The organism is Tepidimonas ignava, from assembly GCF_004342625.1.
Classification (GTDB): Bacteria; Pseudomonadota; Gammaproteobacteria; order Burkholderiales; family Burkholderiaceae_C; genus Tepidimonas; species Tepidimonas ignava.
Genome location: NZ_SMAH01000022.1, coordinates 1 through 26,473, shown reverse-complemented (window position 1 = coordinate 26,473; position 26,473 = coordinate 1). Strand labels below are relative to the sequence as shown.

Here is a 26,473-nt window from a genome sequence, read left to right as displayed (position 1 = left end):
GTTGACCATCGCTTGGTTGCCCCAGCCATTAGGGCATCAAGCTCAGGGGGCGTCGATGCGGCTGTACCAAGCCCTCGCGCAGGGCGACACGGCTGCGCTCAAAGCGCACTTCGAGCGCCTCTTTGCCTCTATCCCACACGACTGGTACCGCGCCAACCCGATCGCGCAGTACCAGGGCTACTTTGCCAGCGTCTGCTACAGCCACTTGGCGAGTCTCGGGGTGGAGATCATCGCTGAAGACGTCAGCAACGAAGGGCAGTGCGACCTCACCGTCAAGCACGCCGGCACCGCGTGGGTGTTCGAGTTCAAGGTCGTGGACGGCGACCAGGGCACGGGCGAGGCGCTGCGGCAGTTGCAGGCCAAGGACTACGCGGCCAAGCACCGCGGCGCGCCGGGCGTGGAGCGTGTGATCGAAGTCGGCGTGGAGTTCAGCCGCAGCAAGCGGCAAATCGTGGGGTGGGACGTGCGCAGTGCCTGAGGTCCGCTGTGGTGGCGGGACAGGCGCTCTGGGCGCCCTCGCACCGCCGAGGCGGTCATCGCTTACTTCAGGTTACCGCTGAGAAACTGCTTGAGCCGCTCGCTGCGTGGCTGCAAGAGCACCTCGCGCGGGTTGCCTTGCTCTTCGATGCGCCCCTGGTGCAGGAAGATCACGTGGTTGGAGACCTCACGCGCAAAGCCCATTTCGTGGGTGACCACGACCATGGTGCGGTGCTCCTCGGCCAGTTGCTGCATCACACGCAGCACCTCGGTGACCAGCTCGGGGTCCAGCGCGCTGGTGGGCTCATCGAACAGCATCACTTCGGGCTCCACCGCCAGTGCGCGCGCAATCGCCACGCGCTGCTGCTGGCCACCGCTCAAGTGCGCGGGGTAACGGTCCTCGACGCCGCGCAGCCCGACACGCTCAAGGTACCGCCGCGCCGTGGCCACCGCTTCATCGCGCGGCACCTTCAGCACATGCACCGGCACTTCGATGACGTTTTGCAACACCGTCATGTGTGCCCACAGGTTGAAATTTTGGAACACCATCGCCAGGCGCGTGCGCAGCCGTTGCAGTTGGCGCGGGTCGGCGGCGTGCAGCTCGCCCCCGGGGCCGGCCTGCAGGCGCAGCTCCTCGCCCGCCACGACGATGCGGCCCGCGTGAGGCTTTTCCAGCAGGTTGATGCAACGCAGGAACGTGCTCTTGCCCGAGCCGGAGCTGCCGATGATGCTGATCACGTCGCCGGCGCGCGCGGTCAGCGAAACGCCTTTGAGCACTTCGTGGGTGCCGTAGCGCTTGTGGATGTCCTCCACCTGAAGCTTGATGGGGGTCGGGGTGTTCATGGCTTTGCGGGGATGCAGGGTAGGGGCTCAGGCCGAAAGCAGCGGTCCACGGCGGATCGGTTGGGGGCCGGCCACCTTGGCCACTTCCATGCCGGCCCAGGCGTAGCGCTCGCGTGCGCGGGCGTACAGCACCCCTCCGTGCTGGGTGGTCAAGGCCGTCACCTGGTCGCTCAAAGGGTCAACGATATCCGCCACATGCGCTCCGGGGGCCAAGCGGCTGCCCACCGGGGCCACGAACACGATGACGCCAGGGTGCGGGGCGCGCAACAACTCGGTGCCGGCCAGCGGTGTGGCGGCGCAGCGCAGGGCAGGGGGTGGCTCGTCGCCGTTGCCTTGGGTCACGCCCAGGTGGTGCAGGTAGCGCACGATGGCCTGCGCGTCCTGCGCCGCCAGGGCGTGGTCAACGTCGGCCTCGCCACGCAGCTCCACCGTGGTGCTGGCGCACGCCTGGGACAACGGCACGTCGTGGCGGCCCGCGGCGGCCAGCCGCGCGCGCAGCTGTGACCACAGCCCCGACAGTTGCTCGTCGAACGGTTGACCGCCCGCGCCGTAGTCGGCCACCAACACGGTTTGCGCCCCCAGCCAGGCGGCCAGCGGCTCCAGTGCGGGCCAGCAGGCGGTTTCGCTGTACAGGTGCAACACGGCCTCGAAGTCGCAGTGCAGGTCCAGCACCACGTCGGCATCGGCGGCCAGCCGCAGCAACTGCAGCCGCAGACCCTGCAGTTCGGTGCCAGGGCGCTGTTCCTCCAACCAGGCCAGCACCGCCTCGCGCACGCGTCTGACGTTGGCGTCGGGGTCGGAGCCCAGGGCGGCGCCGACGCGTTGCCAGGCCACCTCGGCCAGGTCTGGGTAGTGGCGGTTGAAGTTTTCCGAGGTGGCCAGCTCAAAACGCCCCAGCGGCCGGTGGTCGATGCGCTGGGCCAGCCCGATGGGGTTGGCCACCGGCACCAGCACCACCTCGCCGAGCAGGCGGCCCTGGTCCTCGAGCGCCGTCAGCAGCCCGCGCAAGTGATGCGCCACCAGCATGCCGGGCAGCTCGTCGGCGTGCAGGCTGGCTTGGATGTACACCTTGGGGCGCGCGCCGCGGCGGCCGAAATGCAGGCTGGTCAGCGTGCGCTCGGTGCCCAGGCTGGTGCAGGGCAGGGGGTGGTGCTGGATGTGCATGGCGCGTCAGGCTCCTGCTGGGTCAGGCACGCCGCGGCGCCAGGTGGGCCAGGAAGCGTCGCTCGGCCAGGCGGAACAGGCCCACCAGCGCGAACGTGATCGTGAGGTAGATGGCCGCCGCGAACAGATACGCCTCGAACGGCAAATAAAAGTCCGAGTACACGCGGCTGGCCGCCGCGGTCAGGTCCAGCATCGCCGGCACCGTGCTGGCCAGGCTGGTGGAGTGCAGCATCATCACCACCTCGTTGCTGTAGGCGGGCAGGCTGCGCCGCAACGCGCCTGGCATGACGATGCGCCACAGCACCTGCTGCGGCGACATGCCCATGGCACGCGCCGCTTCGATTTCGCCGTACGGGGTTTGGCGCATGGCACCGGCGATGATCTCGGCCGTGTAGCCTGCGGTGTTGAGGGCGAAGGCCAGCAGCGCGCAGAAAAACGCCTCTTTGAACCACGTCCACGGCCACACCTCATCCCAGCGCGCCTGGATCCAGTCGAGCTGGGCCAACCCGTAGTAGATCAGGTACACCTGAATCAACAGGGGGGTGCCGCGAATGACGTAGGTGTAGCTGCCGACGATGGCGCGCAGCCAGCGCCAGCGGCTGTTGAGGGCCAGCGCCAACCCGACGGCCAGCACACCGCCCACGGCCAGCGAGGCGAACAACAACTTGAGTGTCGTCAGCACGCCCTCGGCGTAGAGCTGCAGCTGCGCGGGCTCGAAAATCACCGACCAGTTCATCGTCGATCCCCCACGTCAGCCATGCCAACCGTCGGCCTGGCGCACGCCGGCCGAAAAACGACGCTGCAGCCAACGCAGCGCCCACAACGACGCCGACGTGTACAGCAAAAACAGCCCGCCCACGAACAGAAAGAAGAAAAACGGCTCGCGCGTGGCGGCCGAGGCTTGTTTGGCCAAGAAGGTCATGTCCTTCAGGCCGATGAGGCTGACCAGCGCGGTGCTCTTGATGAGCACCAGCCAGTTGTTGGTGAAGCCGGGCAGGGCGTGGCGCACCATCTGCGGCAGCGTGATGCGTACAAACGTCGCCAGCCGCCCCATGCCAAACGCCCACGCGGCCTCCATTTGCCCGCGCGGCACGGCCAGGATGGCGCCGCGAAAGGTTTCGGTCATGTACGCGCCGTAGATGAAACCGATCGTCACCACGCCCGCCACAAACGGGTTGATGTCGACCGGCTCGGCCGCGCCCCAGGTTTCGAGCAGGGCGTTGAGGCCGATGGTGCCGCCGTAGAACACCAGCAGCATCAGCACCAACTCCGGGATGCCCCGGATCACGGTGGTGTACAGCGTGGCCAGCACCACCAACGGCGTGCGGCCGGACAACTTGGCCGTTGCCCCTAGCAAACCGAGCAGCACCGACACCGCCAGCGCACCCAGCGAGACGCCCACCGTCAGCAGCGCACCGTGCAAGATGCCGGGCAAATAGTCCAACATGATCAGCGCAATAACAACACGCCGCCCGCTCCATCAGGGTCGGGCGGCGTACAGGCCGGGCAGGGGATCAGTTCCCGTACGGGTCGAAGTTGAAGTACTTCTTCGCGATCTTGTCGTAGGTGCCATCGGCGCGGATGGCCTTGATCGCCGCGTTGATGTCGGCTTTCAGCTTGTCTTGGCCTTTGCGCATCGCGACACCGACCCCGTAGCCAAAGTACTTGACGTCGTACAGGTCGGGGCCGACGAAGCCGTAGCCCTTGCCCTCGGGCTTGCTGAGGAAGCCGCCGGTGACCTCCACTTTATCGGCCACCGTGCCGTCCAGTCGGCCGGCCTTGATGTCGAGGTAGACCTGGTCTTGCGCCTCGTACGGGATGACCTGCACACCGGCGGGCTTGAGCTCGCCCATCGCGTATTTTTCTTGCGTGCTGCCTTTGAGCACACCGATCTTTTTGCCCTTGAGCGAGGCCGGGCCGCTGTACGGCGTGCCTTCCTTGACGACGATGCCGCTGGGGGTCTTGTAGTACTTGTCGCTGAAGTCGACGACCTTGAGCCGTTCATCGGTGATCGACATCGAGCTGATGATGACATCGTACTTGCGCGCCTGCAGGCCGGGGATCATGCTGTCCCACACCTGTTCGACGTAGACGCACTTGCGGTTGAGCTTGGCGCAAATGGCCTCGGCGATATCAACGTCAAAGCCGGTGGGCTTGCCGTCGGGCGTTTTGTAGGTGAACGGCTCGTAGGTGGCGTCGATGGCCACACGCAGCACGTTGTTCTGGGCGTGGGCGGCACCCGTGGCCAGCAGCGCGACGGCCGCCAGCGAACCCAAAAGAAAGCGTCGTTGCATGATGAGACGAAAAAGAGTGGAAGTGAAGCGATTGTAGGCGCGCCGGCCAAGGCTGCAGACGCCGCCGGGACTAGGGTTTACCTGGGGAGCTGAACTGAGTTGGGCTGGTGTGCGGGTCCGTGCCCACGTCATTTAACATAATACACATTGTAGAACTACCATTCGCCACGCGGGCGCATGGTCGCCCGCAGCGCCGCGGCGATGCGTTGCACCACGTGCTCACGCCCGCTGCGCTGGGCGAAGTCCAGCGCCGTCAGGCCCTGTTGGTTGCGCAGGGTCACATCGGCGCCTTCGGCCAGCAGCAGCTCCACCACGCCGCTGGTGCCGTACAACGCGGCCATCATCAGCGGTGTGCTGCCGTTGGGCGATTCGGCGTCGATGTACGCATGGTGCTCCAACAGCAGCCGCGTGATGGGCAGCGCTTGCTCGGTCTTGCCGGTGGCGGCGTAATGCAACGGCGTCCACCCCGGTCGGTTGACCTGGGCGCCCCGCGCCAGCAGTTGCTGCACGATATCAAGATGACCGCGCAACGCCGCGATCATCAAAGCGTTTTCGCCGGCCGGGTTGGTCGCTTCGAGGTTCAGGTCGTGTTGCGTCACGAGGTGGCGCGCCACCGCCAACGCATCGCGCTGCAGCGCCAGCACCAGCGGCGGGTTGAGGTCGGGGTCCGGGGTGTTGACGTCCAGGCCGCGCAGCTGCAGCTCGATCACGGTGCTGACGTCGTCGCGGATGATGGCCGTGATGTAGCGGTCGTACGCACGTTGGGCATGGGCCGGAATGCCCCAGCCCGCAAGCATGACAAAGCAAATAAAAACAATGAGATGGCTACGTAACCTCATGCTGATTCGGTGGTTACGCGGTCGAACAGACGCGTGAAGTTGTCGCTTGTGATGCGGGCCACCTCCTCCACCGCCACGCCGTGCAGCTCGGCCAGCTGCGCGGCCACGTACGGCACGTACGCCGGGGTGTTGGTCTTGCCCCGGTGCGGTACCGGCGCCAGGTAAGGGCTGTCGGTTTCGATCAACGTGCGCTGCAGAGGCACGTAGCGCGCCACGTCACGCAGCGCTGCGGCGTTTTTGAACGTCAAAATGCCAGAAAACGAGATGTCAAACCCCAGGTCCAACGCCGCGCGGGCCACTTCCAGCGTTTCGGTGAAACAGTGAAACACCCCCCGTGCCGCAGGCAACCCGGCGTTGCCAGCGCTGCTCAGGCCGCCCTCCTCGCGCAGAATGGCCAGGGTGTCGTCGGCGGCGGCGCGGGTGTGGATCACCAGGGGCAGGTTGGCCTGGCGCGCGGCGCGGATGTGCACCCGAAAGCGCTGGCGTTGCCACGCCATGTCGGCGATGCTGCGGCCCTCGAGCCGGTAATAGTCCAACCCGGTCTCACCGATGCCGACCACGCGCGGGCGCGCCGCGAGCTCCAGCAACCCCTCCAGCGTCGGCTCGGCGTCGTGTTCGTGGTCGGGGTGCACGCCGACCGTGGCCCACAGCTGCGGGCAGCCTTCGGCATGCGCCAGGGCCAGACGGTGCACATCGTCAAAACGCTCCAGCGTGGTGCCGATGCACAACGCCCGGGTCACCCCCGCGGCGCGCATGGCATCCAAAATGGCGGGCAGGTCGGCTTGCAGCTCGGGAAAGTCCAGGTGGCAGTGCGAGTCGGTGAACATCGTCCGGGTGGGTAGGGGCCTGCACGACGGTCGCAGGCCAGGGTTGCAACATCAAACGGTTTGGGTGGGGCGGTCGGCCGCCAGCAACGGTCCCAGCAGTTCTTCGATGCGGGCGCGCAGCGCGCGGGCACGCTCGTCGTCGGGGAAGCGGATGCCCACACCCTGGGTGCGCCCGCCGGTGGCGCCGGCCGGCGTGATCCAGGCCACTTTGCCCGCGATGGGGTAGCGCTGGAGGTCGTCCGGCAGCGTCAGCAGCACATAGACATCTTGCCCCAGCGTGTAGCTGCGCGCCGAGGGCACAAAAATACCCCCCTCGGCAAACAGCGGAATGTAGGCTGCGTACAGCGCAGCCTTTTCCTTGATCGTGAGCTGGATGACCGTGGGGCGCGGATGCGAAGCCGCATCGCCGCCCGCGATGCCCGTGTTCATGGCCGCGAGTGTAGCGTTGGCTGAACGGTTGGGCTGAACGCGGTGCGCACCCGCTCCGCCCAGGCTTGCGTCCACAGCCCCGGCTGCCAGGGATGCTCGATGTGGCGGTGGGCTTGCTGCAGCGCCCGCCACAGGGCCGCGAGTTTGCGCGGCGGCGCCTGGGCTGGCACGTCGGCCGCATCGAAGTGTCGTGTCGGCGCCCCCAGGGCGCACGCCAGCGCGTCGTGGCACAGCAGCATCAGGGCTTCGAGCTGGCGCGGCAGCGGCCACTCGGCGATCGGGGCCAGGTCGCCTGCGGCCAGCCGCCTGGGCAGCGTGCGCCACAGGGGTGCCCGCAGCCCCAACTGCGCCCATTGCAGCGCCTGGGCGGGGCGCCCCGCGGCCGCGCGCCAGCAGGCCTGCCAGTCGTCGGCGTTGAGCTCCAGCCCTTGCGCGGCGGCTGTGGCGGTCAGCCACGCCAAGCCTTCCTCAGAGCTGGGCCACGCCATGGCATGACGCTGGCACCGGCTGCGGATCGTCGGCAACAGCGCGTGGCTGGCTTCGCTGGCCAGCACGAAGCGCACGCCGGCCGGCGGCTCTTCCAGGGTTTTGAGCAGGGCGTTGGCCGACTCGGCGTTGAGCCGCTCGGCGGGGTGGATCAGCACCACCTTGCCCTGCCCGCGTGCGCTGGTCGTGGTGGCGAAGCGGATGGCGGCGCGGGTGGCTTCGACGCGGATCTGGCGGCTGGGCTTGATTTCTTTGCGCTCGATGCGCTCGGCGGTGCTGGGGTCCAGCGGCCAGCCAAGCTCCAGCGCCAGCGCGTCGGGCAGCAGCACGAACAGGTCGGCGTGGGTGCGGGCGTCGACGGCGCGGCAGCCTGCGCAGGCGCCGCACGCCTCGGGGCCACGCGGTTGCTCGCACAGCCAGCGTCGGGCCAGTGCCAGCGCCAACTCGTACTGGCCCAGGCCCGCTGGACCGTCAAGGAGCACCGCGTGCCCGCGCAGGGCCAGCACCGCGCCCAGTTGCCGTTGCAGCCAGGGGGGCAGCGTGGTCACGCCAACACCCCCCGGGCGCGGCACACCGATTCGACCTCCGCCCACACTTGCGGCAGCGGCCGGGTGGCGTCGATGCGCACGATGCGTTCGGGCGCACTGGCGGCGCGGGCCGCGTAGCCGGCGCGCACGCGCTCGAAAAACGCCTGCGGCTCGGCCTCGAACCGATCCGGTGCGCGCACGGCGGCCAGCCGCTGCGCCGCCACCGCGGGGGGCACATCGAACCACAGGGTCAGGTCGGGTTGACGCAGCCGCCCATCGGTGTCGGTCTGCACCCAGCGCTCCAGCGCTTGCAGCACGCCCAGGTCGAACCCGCGTCCGTGCCCCTGGTAAGCGAAGGTGGCGTCGGTGAAGCGGTCGCACAGCACCACCTGGCCGGCAGCCAGGGCCGGCTCGATGACACGCCGCCAGTGGTCGCGGCGCGCGGCGAACATCAACAGCGCTTCGCACAACGGGTCCATGGGCTCGCGCAGCAGCAGCTCGCGCAAGCGCTCGGCCAGCGGGGTGCCGCCGGGCTCGCGCGTCTGGAGCACCGCCCTGCCCTGCGCCTGCAGCGCCTGCGCCAGCGCCGGCAGGTGGGTGGACTTGCCGGCACCGTCGATGCCTTCGAACGTGATGAACCAGCCGCGTGGACGTGGGTGCGTCATGGGGTGCGATCGTACACGGTGCCCGCGGCTGGGCACGCCGCGTCCGTGCGCTGCCAGGGTTGAGCGTACAAGGTCAGCACGGCTGGCGTGCGTCCCGCCGGGCGCATCGGGAGCGTGACCGTCTTTGGGGCAGCCACCGGTGCCCAGACGTGCGGCAGCGGGGGGGCGGCGGGCGGATGGTGGGCCGTCACGCTCCAGACCGTGCACGCTTGGACCTGGCGCAGCACCGCGGTGGCACTGTGCGGGTACACGACGGTCCACCCCTCCGGGCCGTAGGCCGCCAGCGCCCCTGCCAGTTGGATGGGATCAGCAACAACCGTGGCGTTCGGCGGCAGCAAATCGCCCAGCCAGGTCGTTGCGTCACGCACCGGCCAGCGGCTGTTGGCGGGGCGGTCCAGCCATGCCAACACCCATGGGCGTATGACCAGCAAGCACAACGCCATCGCGATCAGTGCCACGCTCCAACGCTGCAAACGGACCCAGTCGACACGCCATTGCGCGGCGGCCATCACCGTCAGCGCCAGCAACGGGGGGGTGAGCGGCAACACCCAGCGCTCTTTCACCTGATGCAGCGCGCCCACCAGGACCAGTGCCGCCATCGCCCCCGCCACGACGGCGGCGTACAGCAGCGCCCAGCGCAACCACGGACGCACAGGCCGGCCAGCGGCGTCGGGGGCGTCGGTTGGCGCCACGCGCCCAGCCGATCCCAACCACCCGGCCGCGCCCAGCAGCGCCAGCGGCAGGGCGAGGTTGGCCAGCCACGCCACGGCCAGCGCCACAAACCCCTGCCCCCAGTGGCCACCCTCCCCCTGCATTTTGGCGCCCAAGGTGGCTTGTATCTCGGGCCACGCATCGATCAACCACGCAGCATGCACCCCAACGGGGGCCATCCCCACCACGGCCCACGGCAAACCGCGCGCGTGCTGCTGGACCGCCTGCCAGCGCGCCGCCACGGCCGGTAGGCCATGCACCAGCGCCGCCAGCAGCACCGCCAGCCAACCCGCCAGGGCCAGCGCCGTGTTGTATTTGGACAGCAGCGCCGCACCCACGAACAGCCCCAGCCCGAACCAGCGCCTGCGCGACAACGGCTGGGCAGGTCGGTGCAGCAACGGCGCACTCAAGCCCACCACGGCAGCCACGCACACCGTGGCCAGCAGGCTGTGCGTCAACGTGCGTGGGGCATCCCACAGCAGCAGCGGCAACGTCAGTGTCCAAGCCGCCACTGCGCCGGCGGCGGCGCGCGTGCCCTGTTGTGCCACAAACCACGCCACCGCCACACCCACGCCCCACAAAGCCACCGCCTTGAGCAGCCACAGCGCCGCCAGCACGGACATGCCCGTGGCTTGCCGCAAGCCCCACAGCACCCATTCGAACAACGGCGGTTGCGGTCCGTAGCCCGCCAGCCACCACTGTTGGTGCAGGACCTGCTCAGCCTCATCGAACTCCAGCGCGGGCGTGGACCAGGCACGGCCGATGGCCCAGGCGGCGTACAGCAGCGCCAGCACGATCCAGGCACGGGGCACGTGGGCGGGCCTCATCGTTGCAACTGGTAGCGCCGCACCGCGCGGTTGTGTTCGTCCAATGTGCGACTGAAGGCGCTGGTGCCGTCGCCGCGGGCGACGAAATACAGCGCCGGTGTGCGCGCGGGCTGCACCGCCGCCAGCAGCGACGCCCAGCCTGGCATCGCAATGGGCGTCGGGGGCAGGCCCGCCCGGGTGTAGGTGTTGTACGGGGTGTCGGCGATGAGGTCGCGCCGGCGCAGGTTGCCGTCGAAAGCCTCGCCCAGCCCGTAGATGACGCTGGGGTCGGTTTGCAGGCGCATGCCGATGCGCAGCCGGTTGACGAAAACCCCGGCAATCAGCGCCCGGTCGGCATCGTGGCCGGTTTCTTTTTCGACCAGGCTGGCCAGGATCAGTGCCTCGTCGGGGGAACGCAGGGGCAAGTCGGGCGCTCGCTGGGCCCACGCGGCGGCCAGCCGCTCTTGCATGGCCGCGCTGGCCTGTCGCAGCACCGCGCTGGCGCGGCCGCGCTTGGGGTAGATGTACGTGTCGGGGAAAAACCACCCCTCCGCATGACCGCTGGGCAGCCCCAACACGTGCGCCAGGGTCACCGGATCGTCGCCCGGGGGCAGGTCATCGACCAGGTCTTCGGCGCGGCGCAGGGTGCGCACGACGTCGCGCACGGTCCAGCCTTCCACCAGGGTGACGCGGCGCAGCGCTTGTTCGCCGCGCACCAGCTTGTCCAGCAGCTGCGCCGGGGTGGTGCCCGGCGCGATTTCGTACGCGCCGGCCTTGAGCTCGCGCGCCCGCCCCGACCAACGCAACCACAGTTGCAGCACCGCTACCGGCACCTCCACCCCGGCGTCGTGCAACGCCTGCGCGATGGCACCCGCCGCCATGCCGGGGGCGATGTCCACGTCCACCACCGCCGCACCGGGCGCCAGTCGCAGCGGCAGCGGCCGATGGGGCCACATCGCCAGCACGGTGGCCACCACCAGCACCAGCGCGGCCAGCGCCATGACCCAGCGCGAACGGCGGCTGGCCTGGGGGCGATGGGGTTGAGCGCGGGGCATGGTGCAGGGCGGCGACGGGCTGCGGGACAATACGGGCGCCGATGATAGCCGCTGCCAACCCGTGGCGGCGGTGCGTTGCCACGATGGAGCCAACCGATGCAAGTCAACAAGCCAGACGGCGTGGCCGTCACCGACGCCCAAGGATGTGTGGCGCTGCCCGACTGGGGCGTGCTGAGCGCCGAGGGGCCGGACGCCGCGAGCTTTTTGCATGCGCAACTGACCCAGGACATCGTGCACCTGGACGCTCAGCACGCGCGCTTGGCCGCCTGGTGCACCCCCAAAGGCCGTATGTTGATGAGCGCCGTGGTGTGGCGGCCCGAACCCGAGCGCTGCCTGCTGGCCATGCCGGCCAGCCGCGTGGCGCCGGTGCTCAAGCGCCTGGCCATGTACGTGCTGCGGGCCAAGGTGCGCCTGCGCGATGCCAGCAGCGAGTGGGCGGTGCACGGCGCCGTGGGGGCCACGGTGCCGGCGGTGCTGCCCGACGGGTGGTGGTCGGCCCACACCGACGACGCCGGCCGTTTGTGGGCGCGCTTGCCCGCTGGCGCTGGTGTGCCGCGCGCGCTGCTGCTGCGTCCCACCGCGGCCGATGCCCCGCCCTGCCAGCCGCTGGCGGCCCAGACGTGGGCCTGGCTGCAGGTCATGAGCGCAGTGCCCTTCGTCACCGAGCCGGTGGTGGAGGCGTTTGTGCCCCAGATGCTTAATTACGAATCGGTGGGGGGCGTGCACTTCCAAAAGGGCTGCTACCCGGGCCAAGAGGTCGTGGCGCGCAGCCAGTTCCGCGGCACGCTCAAGCGGCGTGGCGCTCTGTTGCAGGTCGATGGTCCGGTGCAGGTCGGGCAAGAGGTCTACCACCCCAGCGACACCGAACAACCCGCCGGTGTGGTCGCCGACGCGGCGGCGCAGCCCGGCACCGAGGGTGTGTGGCACGCGGTGGCGTCGCTGCAGATCGCGGCGTTGGATGGCCAGCCGCTGCGCGTCGGCGGTCCCCAGGGGCCGGCGGCGCACGTGCTGCCGCTGCCGTACCCGCTGCGCGACGATCTCTGAGCGTGCCCGGCTTGCGATGTGCCTGATCGCCTGGCGTTGGCAACCCGAGGCTGCCGTGCCCCTGATCGTCGCCGCCAACCGGGACGAGGCTTGGGACCGCCCCACCCTGCCCTTGCAGCGCTGGCGGCTGGACGGTGGACCCGAGGTGCTCAGCGGCCGCGACGCTCGCGCCGGTGGTGCCTGGCTCGCCTGGGGTGAGCACGGGCGGTTGGCGATGCTGACCAACGTGCGGGCTTGGCCACCCGAGCCCGCCGCCCCGCGCAGCCGGGGTGAGCTGGTGGCGGGCTGGCTGCGCGATGCCGCCCGCAGCCACGATTGGCCCACGTGGTTGAGCGCGCACCCCGCCACCGCCTACAACGGATGCAACCTCGTGTTGGCCGACCTGTGCCAGGGCGTGTGGGTGTGGCTGACCAACCGGGATCCGACCCTCCTTGACCCACGCGTGCAGGCCGATCGCCAGGACGGATGGTGGTGGCGCCCACTGTCGCCGGGGGTGCATGCCCTGAGCAATGCAGCGCTGGACACCCCATGGCCCAAGGCGACGATGCTGGCCGACGGTGTCGGCGCCGCATTGGCCGAGCCTGATCCTGACCGCCGCGAGGCCCGCCTGCTGGCGGTGCTGCGCACGCACGTGGCCGACCCCGATCCGGTGCAGCACCTGCAACGCAGCCCATGGGTGTGGTGGCCCGAGCGCCGTTACGGCACGCGCAGCAGCCTGGTGGCGCAGCTCGACCGCAATGGCACCCTGCGCGTGGCCGAGTGGACCTACGACCCCGAAGCTGGACCCGCCGGGATACCGTCGGCCGAAGTCAGACGCAGCTCCATGGTTTGGTGCGGGATGCCGACCTCGTCGTAAGGTGCTCCCACCGGTTGCCAGCCCAGGCGCTGGTAAAACCCCACCGCCGTGCGCTGGGCGCTGAGCCGCAACGTGTGGTCGCCGCGGTCGCGCGCCGCCGCCACCAGCGCCTGCAGCACCCGCGCGCCGACCCCGGTGCCGCGCAGCGCGCGATGCACCGCCATGCGGCCGATTTTGCCCACGCCCGGCTGCGCCACCAGCAGGCGGCCTGTGCCCACCGCCTGCCCCAGATGGTTGTAGGCCACCGCGTGCAGCGCGGCCGCATCGGCCGCATCCCACTCCTCGGTGGCGGCAATCCCCTGCTCCTGCACGAACACGGCCTGCCGCAGCGGCACGGCGTCACCCTGCAACGCCTCCCACGATCCGGTCACGACGCGCAGCACATCGTCCCCCGCCTCGTAACGCTCGATCAACGCGCGCAACGGCGCCGGCACCGGCTGCGCACCCTGCTGCGCCGCGTCCGCGAACACGTACACGATTTCGGCGCTCACCAGCGGCCGTTCGCCCAGGAACAACGCGCCCACCATCGTCAGCGACGAGCGCCCGATGCGCTCGCAGCGCAGCGCCACGTCCACCAGGTCGTCCATGCGCGCTGAGCCGGCGTACTCCAGCGTGGCTTTGCGCACGTACAGGTCGCCGCCCAGGCGGTGCATCGCCTCCGTGTAAGGCAGCGCCAGCCGCCGCCAATACTCGGTGATGCCAACATCGAAATACATCAGGTAATGGGCGTTGAAGACGATGCCCTGCATGTCCACCTCGGCCCAGCGCACGCGCAGGCGGTGCAGGCAGCGAAACTCGTGGCGCTTCATGGTGTGGTCTGGGAAAATGGCGTGCTTTGCACAATGCTTGCCCGCCATTATGTTGCCCCACCAGATCGAACTGCTGTCGCCCGCGCGTGACGCCGACATCGGCATTGAGGCCGTCAACCACGGCGCCGACGCCGTCTACATTGGCGGTCCCGGCTTTGGCGCGCGCGCCAACGCCGCCAACCCGGTGCACGACATCGAGCGCCTGGTGCGGCACGCCCACCGCTACCACGCGCGCGTGTTCGTCACGCTCAACACCATTTTGCGCGACGACGAGTTGGAGCCCGCACGGCGGCTGGCGTGGCAGCTGCACGCCATCGGCGTGGACGCCCTGATCGTGCAGGACATGGGGTTGCTGGAGCTGGACCTGCCGCCGATCGAGCTGCACGCCAGCACCCAGTGCGACATCCGCACGCCGGCCAAAGCGCGCTTTTTGCAAGACGTGGGTTTTTCGCAAATCGTGCTGGCGCGTGAGCTGTCGCTGCCGCAGATCGCGGCCATCGACCAAGCCCTGGGGCCGCGCGACGCGCCCGGGCGCGCCGTGCTGGAGTACTTCATCCACGGGGCGCTGTGCGTGGCCTACAGCGGCCAGTGCTACATCAGCCATGCGACCACCGGCCGCAGCGCCAACCGGGGCGATTGCTCGCAGGCGTGCCGGCTGCCGTGGGACGTGCTCGACGGCCAGGGCCGCCTGATCGCGCGCGACAAGCACGTGCTGTCGATGAAGGACAACAACCAAAGCGCCAACCTGCGCGCGCTCATCGACGCGGGCGTGCGCAGCTTCAAAATCGAAGGCCGCTACAAGGACATGGCCTACGTCAAGAACATCACGGCGCACTACCGTCGGCTGCTGGATGCGATCCTTGAGGAACGCCCCGACCTGGCGCCGTCGTCGAGCGGGCGCTGCACCTACACCTTCACCCCGGATCCGGGTCAGAATTTCAACCGCGACTTCACCGACTACTTCACGCACGGCCGGCAAATCGACATCGGCGCCTTTGACAGCCCGAAAAACCCCGGGCGTCCGATCGGCTGGCTGGTGCGGGTGGCTGCGGATCATTTGGAGATCGAAACCGACGACCCGCACACCGAGCTGCTCAACGGCGACGGGCTGTGCTGCTTCGACGCGCGCAACCAACTGCTGGGCCTGCAGACCAACCGCGTGCAGCGGCTCGGACCCGGCAGCGCCGGGGGCGTGCGCTGGCGCATCGAGCCCAAAGACCCGATCGACACGTACCGCAGCTTGCGGCGCGGTACCGTGGTCAACCGCAACCGCAGCGTGGCATGGGAGCGGCTGCTGGCCCGCCCCAGCGCCGAACGCCGCATCGACCTGTGGCTGCGCCTGCACGCCGACGGGGACACGTTGGTGCTCACCGCCACCGACGCCGACGGTTTTCGTGGCGAGGCTACCCTGCCGGGGCCGTGGGGGCTGGCCCAGGATCCGCAAAGCCAGCCGCAACGCCTGCGCCAAGGCCTGGACCGTCTGGGTGAAACCATCTTTGCCGCGGCCGATATCACCATCGACCTGCCGGCGCCGTGGTTCGTGCCGGCCTCGCGCCTCAACGCCTTGCGCCGCGCCGCGCTGGACAACCTGATGGCGGCGCGCGAAGGCGGGCGCCCGCGCGGCCAGCGCCGCCCCGAGGTGCAACCGCCCGTGCCCTACCCCGACGACGTGCTGACCTACCTCGGCAACGTCTACAACCACAAGGCGCGCGACTTTTACGCCCGCCACGGCGTGCGCGTCATCGACGCCGCGTTCGAAAGCCACGAGGAGCGCGGCGAAGTCAGCCTGATGATCACCAAGCACTGCGTGCGCTACAGCCTGAGCCTGTGCCCCAAGCAAGCCAAGGGTGTCACCGGCGTGCAGGGCACGGTGCGCGCCGAGCCGCTGACCATCGTGCAGGGCGATCAGCGCTTCACGCTGCGCTTTGACTGCAAGCCATGCGAAATGCACGTGATCGGCCGCCTGCAGCCGCACGTGGTGCGCCAAGCCCAGCGCATGCAACAGGAGCAGCCGCTGCGCTTTTACCAGCGCCGGCCGGTCAACCCACCCAGCGGCGCGCGTTGCGGAACATCCGCATCCACGGACTGAACGCCTCCAGCCCGCCGGTAGAGGCCAGGTCGGTCCAGCTCAATTGCGCGTTGCGCAGCACGCGTTCGGGGTGCGGCATCATCGCGGTGAAGCGCCCATCGGGGGTCGTGACGCCGGTGATGCCACCCGGGCTGCCGTTGGGGTTGTAAGGGTAGGCTTCGGTGGGCAAACCGTCGGGGCCCACGTAGCGCAGTGCCACCGCCACGCGCTGCGCGTCGCCTTGGTGGGCGAAGTTGGCGTAGCCCTCACCATGCGACACCGCGATCGGCATCCGGCTGCCGGCCATCCCCTGCAAAAAGATGCTGGGTGAATCCAACACCTCCACCAGCGCCAGGCGGGCTTCGAAGCGCTCACTGACGTTGGTGGTGAAGCGCGGCCAGTGCTCGGCGCCAGGGATGATGCGCGCCAGCTCGGCAAACATCTGGCACCCGTTGCACACCCCCAAACCGAACGTGTCCGGGCGGGCAAAAAAGGCCGCGAACTGATCGGCCAACTCGGGGTGAAAGGTGATCGAGCGCGCCCAGCCCACCCCCGCGCCCAGCGTGTCGCCGTAGCTGAAACCGCCGCAGGCCACCACACCCTTGAAACCATCCAGCCGCGTGTGGCCGCGCAACAGGTCGGTCATGTGCACGTCCACCGCCTCGAAGCCGGCGGCGTGAAAGGCAAACGCCATCTCGACGTGGGAGTTGACACCCTGTTCGCGCAGGATCGCCACCCGCGGGCGCGCGCCGCGCTGCACGAACGGCGCGGCCACGTCCTCGGCCGGGTCAAAGGTCAAGGCCACGTGCAGCGGCGGGGCGTCGGTGCGCGCGGCTGCTTCGTGTTCGGCGTCGGCGCAGTCCGGGTTGTCGCGCAGCCGCGCGATGCGCCAGCTGACCTCGTCCCACACCCGCAGCAGGTCGGCCAGCGGTGCGCGCCACAGGCACTGGGCGTCGCGCCAGACCTGCAGTTCGCCTTTGCCCATGTCCACCGGACTGCAGGCGGGGCGGGTCTTGCCCACCACGTGGCTGCACGCGCCCAGGCCGTGCGCGCGCAGCGTGCGCAGCACCTCGTCACGGGCTTCGACGCGCACCTGCAGCACCACGCCCAGCTCCTCGCTGAACAGCGCGCGCAGCGTGCGCTCGTGCCGCCGCGGCCCCACTTGCTGCGCCCAGTTTTTGGCGTCGCCCACGTCGGCGCGGCTGTCGTGGATCCCGTCGCCCTCGGTGACCAGCAGGTCGACGTTGAGCGCCACGCCCACGCGGCCCGCAAACGCCATCTCGGCCACGCACGCCAACAGCCCGCCGTCGCTGCGGTCGTGGTACGCCAGGATCAGACCGCGCTGGCGCAGCTCGTTGACGGCGTGCACCAACCGCACCAAATCCTGGGGGTCATCCAGATCGGGCACCGCGCCCCCTGGCTGGTCAAGCGCCTGGGCCAGGATCGAGCCCCCCATGCGGTCGCGACCCCGCCCGAGGTCGACCAGGATCAGCACGCTGTCGGCCTCGGCGTCGAGCTGCGGCGTCAACGTGCCGCGCACATCGTCCAGCGTGGCAAAAGCGCTGACGATCAGGCTGACCGGCGCCACCACCTTGCGCGTCTGACCATCACGACCGCTCCACTGCGTGCGCATCGACAGGCTGTCCTTGCCCACCGGGATGCTGATGCCAAGCGTCGGGCACAGCTCCAGCCCCACGGCCTTGACCGTGTCGTACAGCGCGGCGTCCTCACCCGGCTCGCCGCAGGCCGCCATCCAGTTGGCCGACAGCTTGACGCGCGCCAGCTCGATCGGCGCGGCCAGCAAGTTGGTGATCGCTTCGGCCACCGCCATGCGGCCCGAGGCGGGCGCGTCGATGGCCGCCAGCGGCGTGCGCTCCCCCATCGCCATGGCCTCGCCGGCCAGGCCCACGTGGTCGGCCAAGGTCACCGCGCAGTCGGCCACCGGCACCTGCCAGGGCCCGACCATCTGGTCGCGGTGCGTTAACCCACCCACCGTGCGGTCGCCGATCGTGATCAAAAAGCGTTTGGACGCCACCGTGGGGTGTCCCAGCACCCGGCGCACGGCGTCTTCCAGCGCGACGTCACTGCCGTCAAACGCGGCGACACGCCGGCGCACCCGCTGCACGTCGCGCCGCATGCGGGGCGGCTTGCCCAGCAGCACCTCCATCGGCATGTCGACCGGGTTGGCCTGCGCCGGCTCCGCGGCCTGGGGGTCGTGCAGCACCAGTTGGCGCTCCTCGGTGGCCACGCCCACCACGGCGTACGGGCAGCGCTCGCGCTCGCACAGGGCCGCCAGGCGCTGCAGCCCTTGCGGCGACACCGCCAGCACGTAGCGCTCCTGGCTTTCGTTGCACCAGATTTCCTTGGGCGCCAGGCCTGTTTCCTCCAGCGGGATGGCACGCAGGTCGAAGCGCGCGCCACGGCCGGCGTCGTTGACGAGCTCAGGGAACGCGTTGGACAAGCCCCCGGCGCCAACGTCGTGGATGGCCAGGATCGGGTTGTCGGCGCCCAGCGCCCAGCACTGGTTGATGACCTCCTGCGCCCGGCGCTGGATTTCGGGGTTGCCGCGCTGCACCGAATCGAGGTCCAGCGCCGCGCTGTTGCTGCCGCTGGCCATCGAGCTGGCCGCGCCGCCGCCCATGCCGATGCGCATGCCCGGCCCGCCCAGCTGCACCAGCAGCGTGCCCGCCGGGAACACCACCTTGTGGGTTTGGGTGGCGTCGATGGCCCCCACCCCACCCGCGATCATGATCGGCTTGTGGTAGCCGCGCTGCACCGCGTCGACGTCGGACGCGATGCGCTGCTCGTACTCGCGGAAGTACCCGGCGAGGTTGGGACGCCCGAACTCGTTGTTGAACGCCGCACCGCCCAGCGGCCCCTCGATCATGATGTGCAGCGGGCTGGCGATGTGCTCCGGTTTGCCGTCGGGCTGGTCGCTCAGCCCCCCCCACAGCCGTGACACACTGAACCCCGTCAGCCCTGCCTTGGGGCGCGCACCCCGCCCGGTGGCGCCCTCGTCGCGGATCTCGCCGCCGGCGCCGGTGGCCGCGCCCGGGAACGGCGAGATCGCCGTTGGGTGGTTGTGGGTTTCCACCTTCATCAGCACGTGCTCGTGGGCGCTGTGGCGCTGCCACACCGGACTGCCATCCCCCTGCGCCACGGCCATGAAGCGCTGCACATGGTGCCCCTGCATGATGGCCGCGTTGTCGGCGTACGCCACGATGGTGCGGTGCGGTGCCTGCTGGTGGGTGTGGCGAATCATGCCAAACAGGCTCAGCGGCTGCTCCACGCCGTCGATGACGAACTGCGCGTTGAAAATCTTGTGGCGGCAATGTTCGCTGTTGGCCTGCGCGAACATCATCAGCTCGACGTCGCTGGGGTTGCGTCCGAGCTGGGTGAACGCCTGCACCAGGTAGTCGATTTCGTCGTCGGCCAGCGCCAGGCCCCATTCGACGTTGGCGCGCTCCAGGGCCGCACGCCCCTGGCCGAGGACGTCGACCCGTTGCATCGGTGCCGCCTGCAGCGGCGCCAGCAGCGCCTGCGCGGCCTGTACATCGGGCCAGACGCTTTCGGTCATACGGTCGTGCAACAGCGCCGCGCAGGCCTGCCAAGCGGCGTCGTCCAAGCTCGGCGTACGTCCACCCAAGCGCTGCAGCGCGCCTGGCTGCAGCGTTAGCCAGTACTCGGTCAGCCGCTCCACGCGCCGTGCGGCCAGCCCGCAGTTGTGGGCGATGTCGGTGGCCTTGGACGCCCACGGCGACACCGTACCCACCCGTGGCGACACCACCACGCACGCGCCCTCGGTGGGGCCGCTGTAGGGTTCGCCGTAGGTCAACAAGGCCTGCCAGCGGGCGCGCGTCTGGTCGTCCAGTGGCTCGTCGGTGGCCACCAGGTGCACGTGGCGCGCCGCCACCGCGGTGATGCGCGCATCGATGGCCTGCAGCCGCGGCAGCAGCGTGCGGGCGCGAAAGTGTCCGAGGGCGTCGCCCCCGTGAAAGATGGTGATCTGGGCAGGGTGCTGGACGTCGTTCACGGCGGGTGCAGGCGCGGCGAGGGTGCGGAGGGCCGGATTCTACCCGGGGCCCATCGGACGGCCGTCCGGCGAGGTACGCGGCGGCACCCGTGCATCAGGGTTTGTCCGAGGTTGCACCGCCCAGAACATGCATTATTCTGCATGTACCCTTGCTTCGATGCTGAAGCGAACGCTCGGTTCAACCACACCATGCAGGAGACCACCCCATGACCACCCGCCGTGTCGTCGTTCAACGTGGCGCAGCCTCCATCGCGGCCGCCGCGTGCGGGCTTTGGCTGCCCACCCTCGCGCGTGCGCAGTCAGCGCGCGTGCGCGTCGGTTTTATGCTGCCCTACACCGGGACGTTTGCGGCGCTGGGCGTGGCGATCGAAAATGGCGTGCGCATGGCGTTGGACGAGGCCGGCGGCAAACTGGGCGGCCGCGAGATCGAGTTTTTCAAAGTGGACGACGAATCCAACCCCGCCAAGGGTGTCGAAAACGCCAGCCGCCTGGTGCAGCGCGACAAGGTCGATGTCCTCATCGGCACGGTGCACTCGGGTGTGCAAATGGGCATCCACAAAGTGGCGCGCGAAACCGGCGTGCTCAACCTCATCCCAAACGCCGGCGCGCACGCCGTCACGCGGGCGCTGTGCGCCCCCAACGTGTTTCGCACCAGCTTCACCAACGCCCAGCCGACGTTGGCGTTGGGCAAACCGATGGTCGAGCGCGGCCACAAGCGTGCCGTGTGGATCACCTGGAACTACGCCGCCGGCGAAGAAGCCCTCGAAGGCTTCGAGCAAAGTTACACGGCGGCAGGGGGCACCATCGTCAAAAAGTTGGGGTTGCCGTTTCCCAACGTGGAGTTTCAAGCGTTGCTGACCGAAATCGCGTCGATCAAGCCCGACGCGGTGGCCTGCTTCTTCGCGGGCGGTGGGGCCGCAAAATTCCTGCGCGACTACGCCGCCGCCGGACTCAACCGCACCATCCCGCTGTACGGCTCAGGGTTCCTGACCGAAGGTGTGCTGGAGGCGGCGGGCGATGCCGCCGAGGGCGTCATCACGACGCTGCACTACGCCGACTCGCTCGACACCCCGCGCAACAAGCAGTTCCGGCTGCAGTACGCCAAAACGTTCAAGATGCAGCCCGACGTGTACGCCGTGCAGGGCTACGACACGGGCTTGCTGCTGGCGCAAGCGGCCAAGGCCGTGGGGGGCGATCTTGGCAACAAAAAGGCGGTGCAGACCGCCATGGAAAACGCCGTGATCGACAGCCCGCGCGGCCCCTGGCGCATGAGCAAGGCGCACAACCCGATCCAGGACATCTACCTGCGCCAGGTGCGCGGGCGCGACAACAAGGTCATCGGCGTGGCCGCCAAGGCGGTCGAAGACCCTGCCCCGAACTGCCGTATGGCGTGACGTTGCCCCCCCGCCGTGACGAGCTGCACCCCATGGGCCTGACCGAATTCCTGATCCAACTGCTCAACGGCCTGCAGTACGGGCTGCTGCTGTTCATGCTCGCGGCAGGGTTGACCCTCATTTTCGGCATCATGGGGGTGGTCAACCTGGCGCACGGCAGCTTCTACATGCTGGGCGCGTACCTGGCCTGGTGGTTGGTGCAGTCGTTGGGCAACCTGCTGTGGGCCATCGTGGTCGGCGCGCCGCTGGCGCTGGCGCTGGGCTGGTTGCTGGAGTGGGCGCTGCTGCGTCACTTTTACCGGCGCGACCACCTGGATCAGGTGCTGCTCACGTTCGGGCTGATCTACCTGTTCGAAGAGCTGCGCTCGATCCTGTGGGGCGACGACGTGCATGCGGTGGCGGTGCCGCCCGTGCTGCAGGGCTCTGTGGCGCTCACCGACACGCTGTCGTACCCGGTGTACCGGCTGTTCGTGATGGGGCTGTGCGTGCTGCTGGCGCTGGCACTGTACCTGCTGATCACCCGCACCAAACTGGGCATGATGATCCGCGCCGGCGCGTTCGACGCCACGATGGCCGAGGCGCTGGGCATTCCGATGCGTCGGCTGCACGGCACGGTGTTCGCGCTGGGCGTGGCGTTGGCGGTGCTGGCCGGCATGGTCGCGGCGCCGCTGGCCAGCGTCTATCCCAACATGGGGGCACCGGTGTTGATCATGTGCTTTGTCGTCGTGGTCATCGGCGGCATTGGTTCGGTGCGGGGGGCGTTCGTGGCAGCGCTTCTCGTGGGCCTGGTGGACACCTTTGGCAAGGTGCTGCTGCCGCAGTTGGCCAGTGTGCTCGTGTACATGCTGATGGCCGCGGTGCTGCTGTGGCGACCCGAGGGCCTTTTGCGTCAATGAACACCTGTTCCTGCCTTCACGTGCACCGCGAGACACCACGATGACCGCGCACGCGCACCTCGAACATTTGCCCCGCGCCCTGCAGGCTGTGCTGGCCCTGGGCCTGCTGGCCCTGCTGGCGGTCCCTTGGCTCGGCCTGGACAACGAGCGCTACTACCTGCAATTGCTGACCCAGATGATGGTGCTGGCGCTGTTCGCCATGAGCCTGGACCTGTTGCAAGGCGTCACGGGGCTGGTGTCGCTGGGCCACGCGGCGTTTTTCGGCCTGGCGGGCTACGCGCTGGCGCTGACCGCCCCGCCCGACCAGCCCCCCAGCCTGTGGACCTTGCCGTTGGCCGTCGGCGTCAGCACCGTGGCGGCGCTGGTCATCGGGTTTTTTGCCGTGCGCACACGTGGCATCTACTTCATCATGGTGACGATGGCGTTTGCGCAGATGCTGTACTACGCCGTGTTCGACAACAAGGCGCTGGGCGGCTCCGATGGGCTGTACGTGATGGTGCGTCCGGTGATCGAATGGGGCCAGACGCGCTGGCTGGATTGGGACGACCCGCGGGTGCTGTACCACGTGGTGCTGGCGGTGTTGGTCGTGGTCTATCTGGCGCTGCGGCGGCTGCTGTTTTCCCCGTTTGGGCGGGTGCTGGTGGGCATTCGCATCAACGAACACCGCATGCGCGCGTTGGGTTACGGCACGTTCGGCTACAAGCTGGCCGCGTTCACGGTGGCGGGGGCGCTGGCGGGGTTGGCCGGCTACCTTTGGGCGGTGCAAACTGGGTTCGTCAACCCCGAGTTGCTTGGCTTTCACCACAGCGCGCACGCGGTCATGATGGTGATTTTGGGCGGCATGGGCAACTTTGCGGGTGCCATCGTCGGCGCGTTTGCCTTCGAGTGGCTGCTGCACCTGGCCAAGGACGCCACGAAGCACTGGCAGTTGCTGGTGGGCGGGTTCATCGTGTTGGTGGTGCTGGTGGCCCCGCGCGGGTTGTTGGGGCTGCTGCACGACGTGCAACGCCGCACCGAGGTGGCGCGGCGTCCCACGGTGGCACCGGATGAGGCGTCCGCGCTCACGATGGCGGAGACCCATCATGGGCGCTGAAACCTTGCTCCAAGCCCATGGCCTGACGCGCCGCTTTGGTGGCTTGGTGGCCGTGGACGACGTGTCCTTGACGTTGCGGCGTGGACAGGTGCACGCCGTCATCGGTCCCAATGGGGCTGGCAAGTCGACACTGACCAACCTGCTCAGTGGTGACCTGACGCCCACCCGCGGCACGCTGCACGTGCTCGGGCACGACGTCACCGGTGCCAGTCCCGAGGCCATCGCCCGCCGCGGCTTGGCGCGCAGCTACCAGCGCACCAACATCTTTGCCCCGCTGACCGTGTGGGACAACGTGCGTCTGGCCGCCCAGGCGCGCACGCCACGGGCGTGGGCGTGGTGGCGGCGTGCCGACCAACAGGCCGACGTCCGTGCCCGCGCGGAGCGTGCGCTGACGCTGGCGCGCTTGACGGCACGACGCGAGCGTCCTGCCGCGGTGCTGAGCCACGGTGAGCAGCGTCAGTTGGAAATCGCGTTGGCGCTGGCCACCGAGCCGCAGGTGCTGCTGCTGGACGAGCCCCTGGCTGGCATGGGCACGGCCGAAGCCGAGCGCATGGTGGCGCTGCTGGCCGAACTCAAACGCGACCACGCCGTGATGTTGGTCGAGCACGACATGGACGCGGTGTTTGCCTTGGCGGACGTTTTGACCGTGATGGTCAACGGCCGCGTGGTCGCCAGTGGCCACCCCGCCGAAATCCGCAGCGACGCCGCCGTTCAGGCCGCGTATTTGGGGGAGGAAGGATGACCCAGACCGCCGACGAGCCGCTGATCGAGGTGCGCGGGGTGCACACGCACTACGGCGCCAGCCATATCCTGCACGGTGTCAACCTGGTGGTTCGGCGCGGCGAAACCATCGGGCTGATGGGGCGCAATGGGATGGGCAAAACGACGCTGCTCAAAACCATCATGGGTCTGGTGCGGCCCAGTGGCGGCCAGGTGCACATCAGGGGCCATGACCTGCGCAGGCTGGCCACCCACCAGGTGGCCCGTTTGGGGGTGGCCTACGTTCCCGAAGGACGCGGCATTTTTGGCAACCTGAGCGTGCGGGAAAACCTGCTGATGGCGGCACGTCCAGGCCTGGATGGCCGCCGGGACTGGACCCTCGAGCGGGTGCTCGACACGTTTCCGCGCCTGGCCGAGCGCCTTGATCACGGCGGCCAGCAGCTCAGCGGCGGGGAGCAGCAAATGCTGACCATCGGACGGGCCTTGATGACCAACCCTGACGTGCTGATCCTCGACGAAGCCACCGAGGGCCTGGCGCCGTTGATCGCGCGCGAGATCTGGCGCATTTGTGACCTGATCCGTGCCAGCGGCATCAGCAGCATCATCGTCGACAAAAATTGGCGTCATGTCACCCAGATCACGGACCGCAACGTGATCCTCGTCAAAGGGCGCGTGGTGTTCGAGGGGGACTCGCAAACGCTGCGTGCGCAGCCCGAACGGGTAACTCAGCACCTGGGGGTCTGATCCCCGAACATACAAAAAAACCCCGCCGCAGTGCGGCGAGGTGCCGGGTAGACAGCGGGCCCGCGCGGCGGGCCCACCCATCGGCCGTCACTGGTTCACGGGCGACTTCGGATCCAACAGCAGCGCCATCACGTGCTTGATTTGCTGCTCGTTGAGGATGCCGCGGTGCCCCGCGCTGGGCATTTTGGTGCACGCGTTGAACGCGCGCGAGTTCCAAATCTTGGCCCACGTGTATTCGATGATGGGCTTGGCCGCCGGGCTGTTCGGGTCGGTCACCCCGCGCAGCTTGCCGTAGTTCCACAGGCTGGGGCCGAGCGTGCCGTACGAAATCTCTTTCTTGTCGATCTGGTGGCAGTTGTAGCAGTTGCCGCCGTTGACCGTTTTTTCGTCATCGGACCAGGTCAGACCGCGACCACTCTGGGCGATTTTTTCACCCTCCTTCCAGTCACCCAGGAATTTGCCGTCACTGGGCCACTTGACGGATTTGAGCGCCGCTTCCTCGATGGCTTTGGCCACCTTTTCGTCCAGCGGCTTGCCGGTCACCTCGGACTCCCAGCACGCCTTGCGCGCTTCGTCCTGCTCCAAGCGATCGAGTTTGGCGATGCCGCGATCGACAAACGAGGCCTTGATCACCTCGGCCGTCATCTTGTCGTACTCGGCGGCGCTGCGGCCTGTGCCGCACCCCGCCAACATGCCGGCCAGCACCACGGCACCCCATGCGACGATGGTTTTCTTCATGGTTCTTCACTCCTCGTTCAGCGCTTGATGGTCGGGGCAGCGTTCTTGGCGCCCTTGGCGTTGACACCCATGTACACGCCCAGCGCGATGGTCACGTCGCTGCCGAACTTCGGCTCGGGGAACCGCTGCTGGCGGTAGCAGTCGTTGAGGCGCCACTGCATGCTCCACATCTGGCCGTTGGAGACGCGGTACGCCGGCCACGCGGCAAACCCCACACCATCCCCGGGGTTCTTGGTCAGGTTGGGCAGGTCCTGCAGGCGGATGCGCTTGCCATCCTCACCGTGGCAGCTCGCGCACGAAAAATCGTGCGGACCGCCGCGCATGAAGAACAGCCGCTTGCCGATTTCGTACATGTCGCGCTCGGCCTGGTGCTGCTGCGGCAGGTTGAACGCCAAGCCACGGGACTCCGACGCCACCCAGGTCGCGATGGCCACGACGTCGGCCGTCAGGCCCTTGGTGAAGTTGCGCGCGCTCACCTCACTGACGTCCAGCCCCTGCAGCTTTTCCATGCACCACACGATGCGGCTTTCCAGGTCCATGACCCGGCCGGCGTCGGCAAAGTAGCGCGGCAGCTCGACGAACGCGCCTTTGACGACCCCCGGGCCTTTGCCGAGGTCGCACTGCTCGAGCGAGGCGTTTTTGGGGCCGCGCTTTTGCTTCCACAACGACTCGCCTTTGACCTCGAACAGCTCAGCCGGGTTGCCATCTTGCAGCATCGCGCGGTAGGCCTCGATGCCCTTGGACGCATCGATGTCCTGGGCCCACGCGGCACCCCCAACAGCCAGCGCGGCAGCGCCGACACACACCATTTGTTTGATCATGGTACGACTCCTGGTTTTTCGAGGACCTGCCCAAGGGTTAGGCGATGGTGGCTTCGTCGGTGCGGGACTCGCCCTTGTTGTCGGTCCACTTGACCACCACCTTGTCGCCCTTGGCCCCACCCTTGAACTTGAAG

26 protein-coding genes are annotated in these 26,473 nt (G+C 68.7%); 9 read left to right on the top strand and 17 right to left on the bottom strand.

From position 1 onward, the window contains the following. Window positions 1–478: PD-(D/E)XK nuclease domain-containing protein (locus tag EDC36_RS12810; RefSeq protein WP_207895085.1), on the top strand; the 478-nt coding region annotated here is incomplete at its 5' end. Window positions 479–540: 62 nt separating this feature from the next. Here the strand turns inward: EDC36_RS12810 and EDC36_RS12805 are convergent. The 12 genes from EDC36_RS12805 to mltG all read right to left on the bottom strand — a co-directional run bounded on the left by EDC36_RS12805 (window position 541) and on the right by mltG (window position 11,069). Beyond that, complete coding sequence (locus EDC36_RS12805) at window positions 541–1,320, bottom strand: ABC transporter ATP-binding protein (protein WP_132963657.1); 780 nt, start codon at window positions 1,318–1,320, stop codon at window positions 541–543. Between the two features lie 27 nt (window positions 1,321–1,347). Beyond that, window positions 1,348–2,484: a succinylglutamate desuccinylase/aspartoacylase family protein gene (locus tag EDC36_RS12800; protein ID WP_132963656.1), complete on the bottom strand. Its 1,137-nt coding sequence runs from the start codon at window positions 2,482–2,484 to the stop codon at window positions 1,348–1,350. A gap of 22 nt (window positions 2,485–2,506) precedes the next feature. Then, complete coding sequence (locus tag EDC36_RS12795) at window positions 2,507–3,220, bottom strand: ABC transporter permease (RefSeq protein ID WP_132963655.1); 714 nt, start codon at window positions 3,218–3,220, stop codon at window positions 2,507–2,509. A gap of 15 nt (window positions 3,221–3,235) precedes the next feature. Continuing rightward, complete coding sequence (locus EDC36_RS12790) at window positions 3,236–3,931, bottom strand: ABC transporter permease (protein ID WP_132963654.1); 696 nt, start codon at window positions 3,929–3,931, stop codon at window positions 3,236–3,238. Between the two features lie 67 nt (window positions 3,932–3,998). After that, window positions 3,999–4,778, bottom strand: a complete 780-nt coding sequence (locus EDC36_RS12785) for an ABC transporter substrate-binding protein (protein WP_132963653.1) — start codon at window positions 4,776–4,778, stop codon at window positions 3,999–4,001. Window positions 4,779–4,933: 155 nt separating this feature from the next. Next, on the bottom strand, window positions 4,934–5,575 hold the full coding sequence (locus tag EDC36_RS12780) for an ankyrin repeat domain-containing protein (RefSeq protein ID WP_243646591.1): 642 nt from the start codon (window positions 5,573–5,575) through the stop codon (window positions 4,934–4,936). 38 nt (window positions 5,576–5,613) lie between these two features. Beyond that, window positions 5,614–6,444, bottom strand: a complete 831-nt coding sequence (locus EDC36_RS12775; RefSeq protein ID WP_132963651.1) for a TatD family hydrolase — start codon at window positions 6,442–6,444, stop codon at window positions 5,614–5,616. 51 nt (window positions 6,445–6,495) lie between these two features. Further along, on the bottom strand, window positions 6,496–6,873 hold the full coding sequence (locus EDC36_RS12770; protein ID WP_132963650.1) for a PilZ domain-containing protein: 378 nt from the start codon (window positions 6,871–6,873) through the stop codon (window positions 6,496–6,498). After that, window positions 6,870–7,907, bottom strand: a complete 1,038-nt coding sequence (locus EDC36_RS12765) for a DNA polymerase III subunit delta' (protein WP_132963649.1) — start codon at window positions 7,905–7,907, stop codon at window positions 6,870–6,872. The genes EDC36_RS12770 and EDC36_RS12765 overlap by 4 nt, the downstream gene beginning before the upstream one ends. Further along, entirely contained in the window at window positions 7,904–8,551 is a 648-nt protein-coding gene (tmk, locus tag EDC36_RS12760; RefSeq protein WP_132963648.1) for a dTMP kinase, read from the bottom strand. Before tmk ends, EDC36_RS12765 begins: the two co-directional genes overlap by 4 nt. Further along, the gene (locus tag EDC36_RS12755; RefSeq protein WP_132963647.1) at window positions 8,548–10,089 is read right to left on the bottom strand and encodes a glycosyltransferase family 39 protein; all 1,542 of its coding nucleotides are present in this window, start codon (window positions 10,087–10,089) and stop codon (window positions 8,548–8,550) included. Before EDC36_RS12755 ends, tmk begins: the two co-directional genes overlap by 4 nt. Beyond that, window positions 10,086–11,069 (bottom strand): endolytic transglycosylase MltG, encoded by a 984-nt coding sequence (mltG, locus tag EDC36_RS12750; RefSeq protein WP_185971183.1) that lies wholly within the window; start codon window positions 11,067–11,069, stop codon window positions 10,086–10,088. The genes EDC36_RS12755 and mltG overlap by 4 nt, the downstream gene beginning before the upstream one ends. Window positions 11,070–11,219: 150 nt before the next feature. Between mltG and ygfZ the strand changes: the two genes are divergently transcribed. Together ygfZ and EDC36_RS12740 are read left to right on the top strand one after the other, a co-directional pair. Then, window positions 11,220–12,167: a CAF17-like 4Fe-4S cluster assembly/insertion protein YgfZ gene (gene ygfZ, locus EDC36_RS12745; RefSeq protein WP_132963645.1), complete on the top strand. Its 948-nt coding sequence runs from the start codon at window positions 11,220–11,222 to the stop codon at window positions 12,165–12,167. Between the two features lie 55 nt (window positions 12,168–12,222). Continuing rightward, window positions 12,223–13,023 (top strand): NRDE family protein, encoded by an 801-nt coding sequence (locus EDC36_RS12740; protein WP_165902872.1) that lies wholly within the window; start codon window positions 12,223–12,225, stop codon window positions 13,021–13,023. Here EDC36_RS12740 and EDC36_RS12735 read toward each other — a convergent pair. Next, entirely contained in the window at window positions 12,933–13,832 is a 900-nt protein-coding gene (locus EDC36_RS12735) for a YbgC/FadM family acyl-CoA thioesterase (RefSeq protein WP_132963643.1), read from the bottom strand. The two genes, EDC36_RS12740 and EDC36_RS12735, sit on opposite strands and share 91 nt — an antisense overlap. A gap of 49 nt (window positions 13,833–13,881) precedes the next feature. Between EDC36_RS12735 and EDC36_RS12730 the strand changes: the two genes are divergently transcribed. After that, complete coding sequence (locus tag EDC36_RS12730) at window positions 13,882–15,921, top strand: peptidase U32 family protein (protein WP_132963642.1); 2,040 nt, start codon at window positions 13,882–13,884, stop codon at window positions 15,919–15,921. On the opposite strand, the gene purL is transcribed toward EDC36_RS12730, so the two are convergent. After that, a complete protein-coding gene (purL, locus tag EDC36_RS12725) occupies window positions 15,872–19,933 on the bottom strand; it encodes a phosphoribosylformylglycinamidine synthase (RefSeq protein ID WP_243646590.1) in 4,062 nt (1,353 codons plus the stop codon). The genes EDC36_RS12730 and purL overlap by 50 nt on opposite strands. A 206-nt stretch (window positions 19,934–20,139) precedes the next feature. Here purL and EDC36_RS12720 point away from each other — a divergent pair, with 206 nt between their 5' ends. Genes EDC36_RS12720 through EDC36_RS12700 form a run of 5 tightly spaced genes read left to right on the top strand, consistent with a single transcriptional unit; the run spans window position 20,140 to window position 24,780 of the window. Then, window positions 20,140–21,327, top strand: coding sequence for an ABC transporter substrate-binding protein (locus EDC36_RS12720; RefSeq protein ID WP_132963641.1), 1,188 nt, complete (start codon window positions 20,140–20,142; stop codon window positions 21,325–21,327). Between the two features lie 32 nt (window positions 21,328–21,359). Continuing rightward, window positions 21,360–22,223: a branched-chain amino acid ABC transporter permease gene (locus tag EDC36_RS12715; RefSeq protein ID WP_132963660.1), complete on the top strand. Its 864-nt coding sequence runs from the start codon at window positions 21,360–21,362 to the stop codon at window positions 22,221–22,223. 40 nt (window positions 22,224–22,263) lie between these two features. After that, window positions 22,264–23,316, top strand: a complete 1,053-nt coding sequence (locus EDC36_RS12710) for a branched-chain amino acid ABC transporter permease (RefSeq protein WP_132963640.1) — start codon at window positions 22,264–22,266, stop codon at window positions 23,314–23,316. After that, complete coding sequence (locus tag EDC36_RS12705; protein ID WP_132963639.1) at window positions 23,306–24,058, top strand: ABC transporter ATP-binding protein; 753 nt, start codon at window positions 23,306–23,308, stop codon at window positions 24,056–24,058. The genes EDC36_RS12710 and EDC36_RS12705 overlap by 11 nt, the downstream gene beginning before the upstream one ends. After that, complete coding sequence (locus EDC36_RS12700; protein WP_132963638.1) at window positions 24,055–24,780, top strand: ABC transporter ATP-binding protein; 726 nt, start codon at window positions 24,055–24,057, stop codon at window positions 24,778–24,780. The genes EDC36_RS12705 and EDC36_RS12700 overlap by 4 nt, the downstream gene beginning before the upstream one ends. 87 nt (window positions 24,781–24,867) lie before the next feature. On the opposite strand, the gene soxX is transcribed toward EDC36_RS12700, so the two are convergent. The 3 genes from soxX to EDC36_RS12685 form a co-directional block, all read right to left on the bottom strand. After that, window positions 24,868–25,518 (bottom strand): sulfur oxidation c-type cytochrome SoxX, encoded by a 651-nt coding sequence (soxX, locus tag EDC36_RS12695; protein WP_132963637.1) that lies wholly within the window; start codon window positions 25,516–25,518, stop codon window positions 24,868–24,870. A gap of 17 nt (window positions 25,519–25,535) precedes the next feature. After that, the gene (gene soxA / locus EDC36_RS12690) at window positions 25,536–26,339 is read right to left on the bottom strand and encodes a sulfur oxidation c-type cytochrome SoxA (RefSeq protein WP_390616474.1); all 804 of its coding nucleotides are present in this window, start codon (window positions 26,337–26,339) and stop codon (window positions 25,536–25,538) included. Window positions 26,340–26,376: 37 nt separating this feature from the next. Next, window positions 26,377–26,473, bottom strand: a 97-nt coding sequence (locus tag EDC36_RS12685; RefSeq protein ID WP_207895080.1) for a thiosulfate oxidation carrier complex protein SoxZ, incomplete at its 5' end; no start/stop codon positions are given.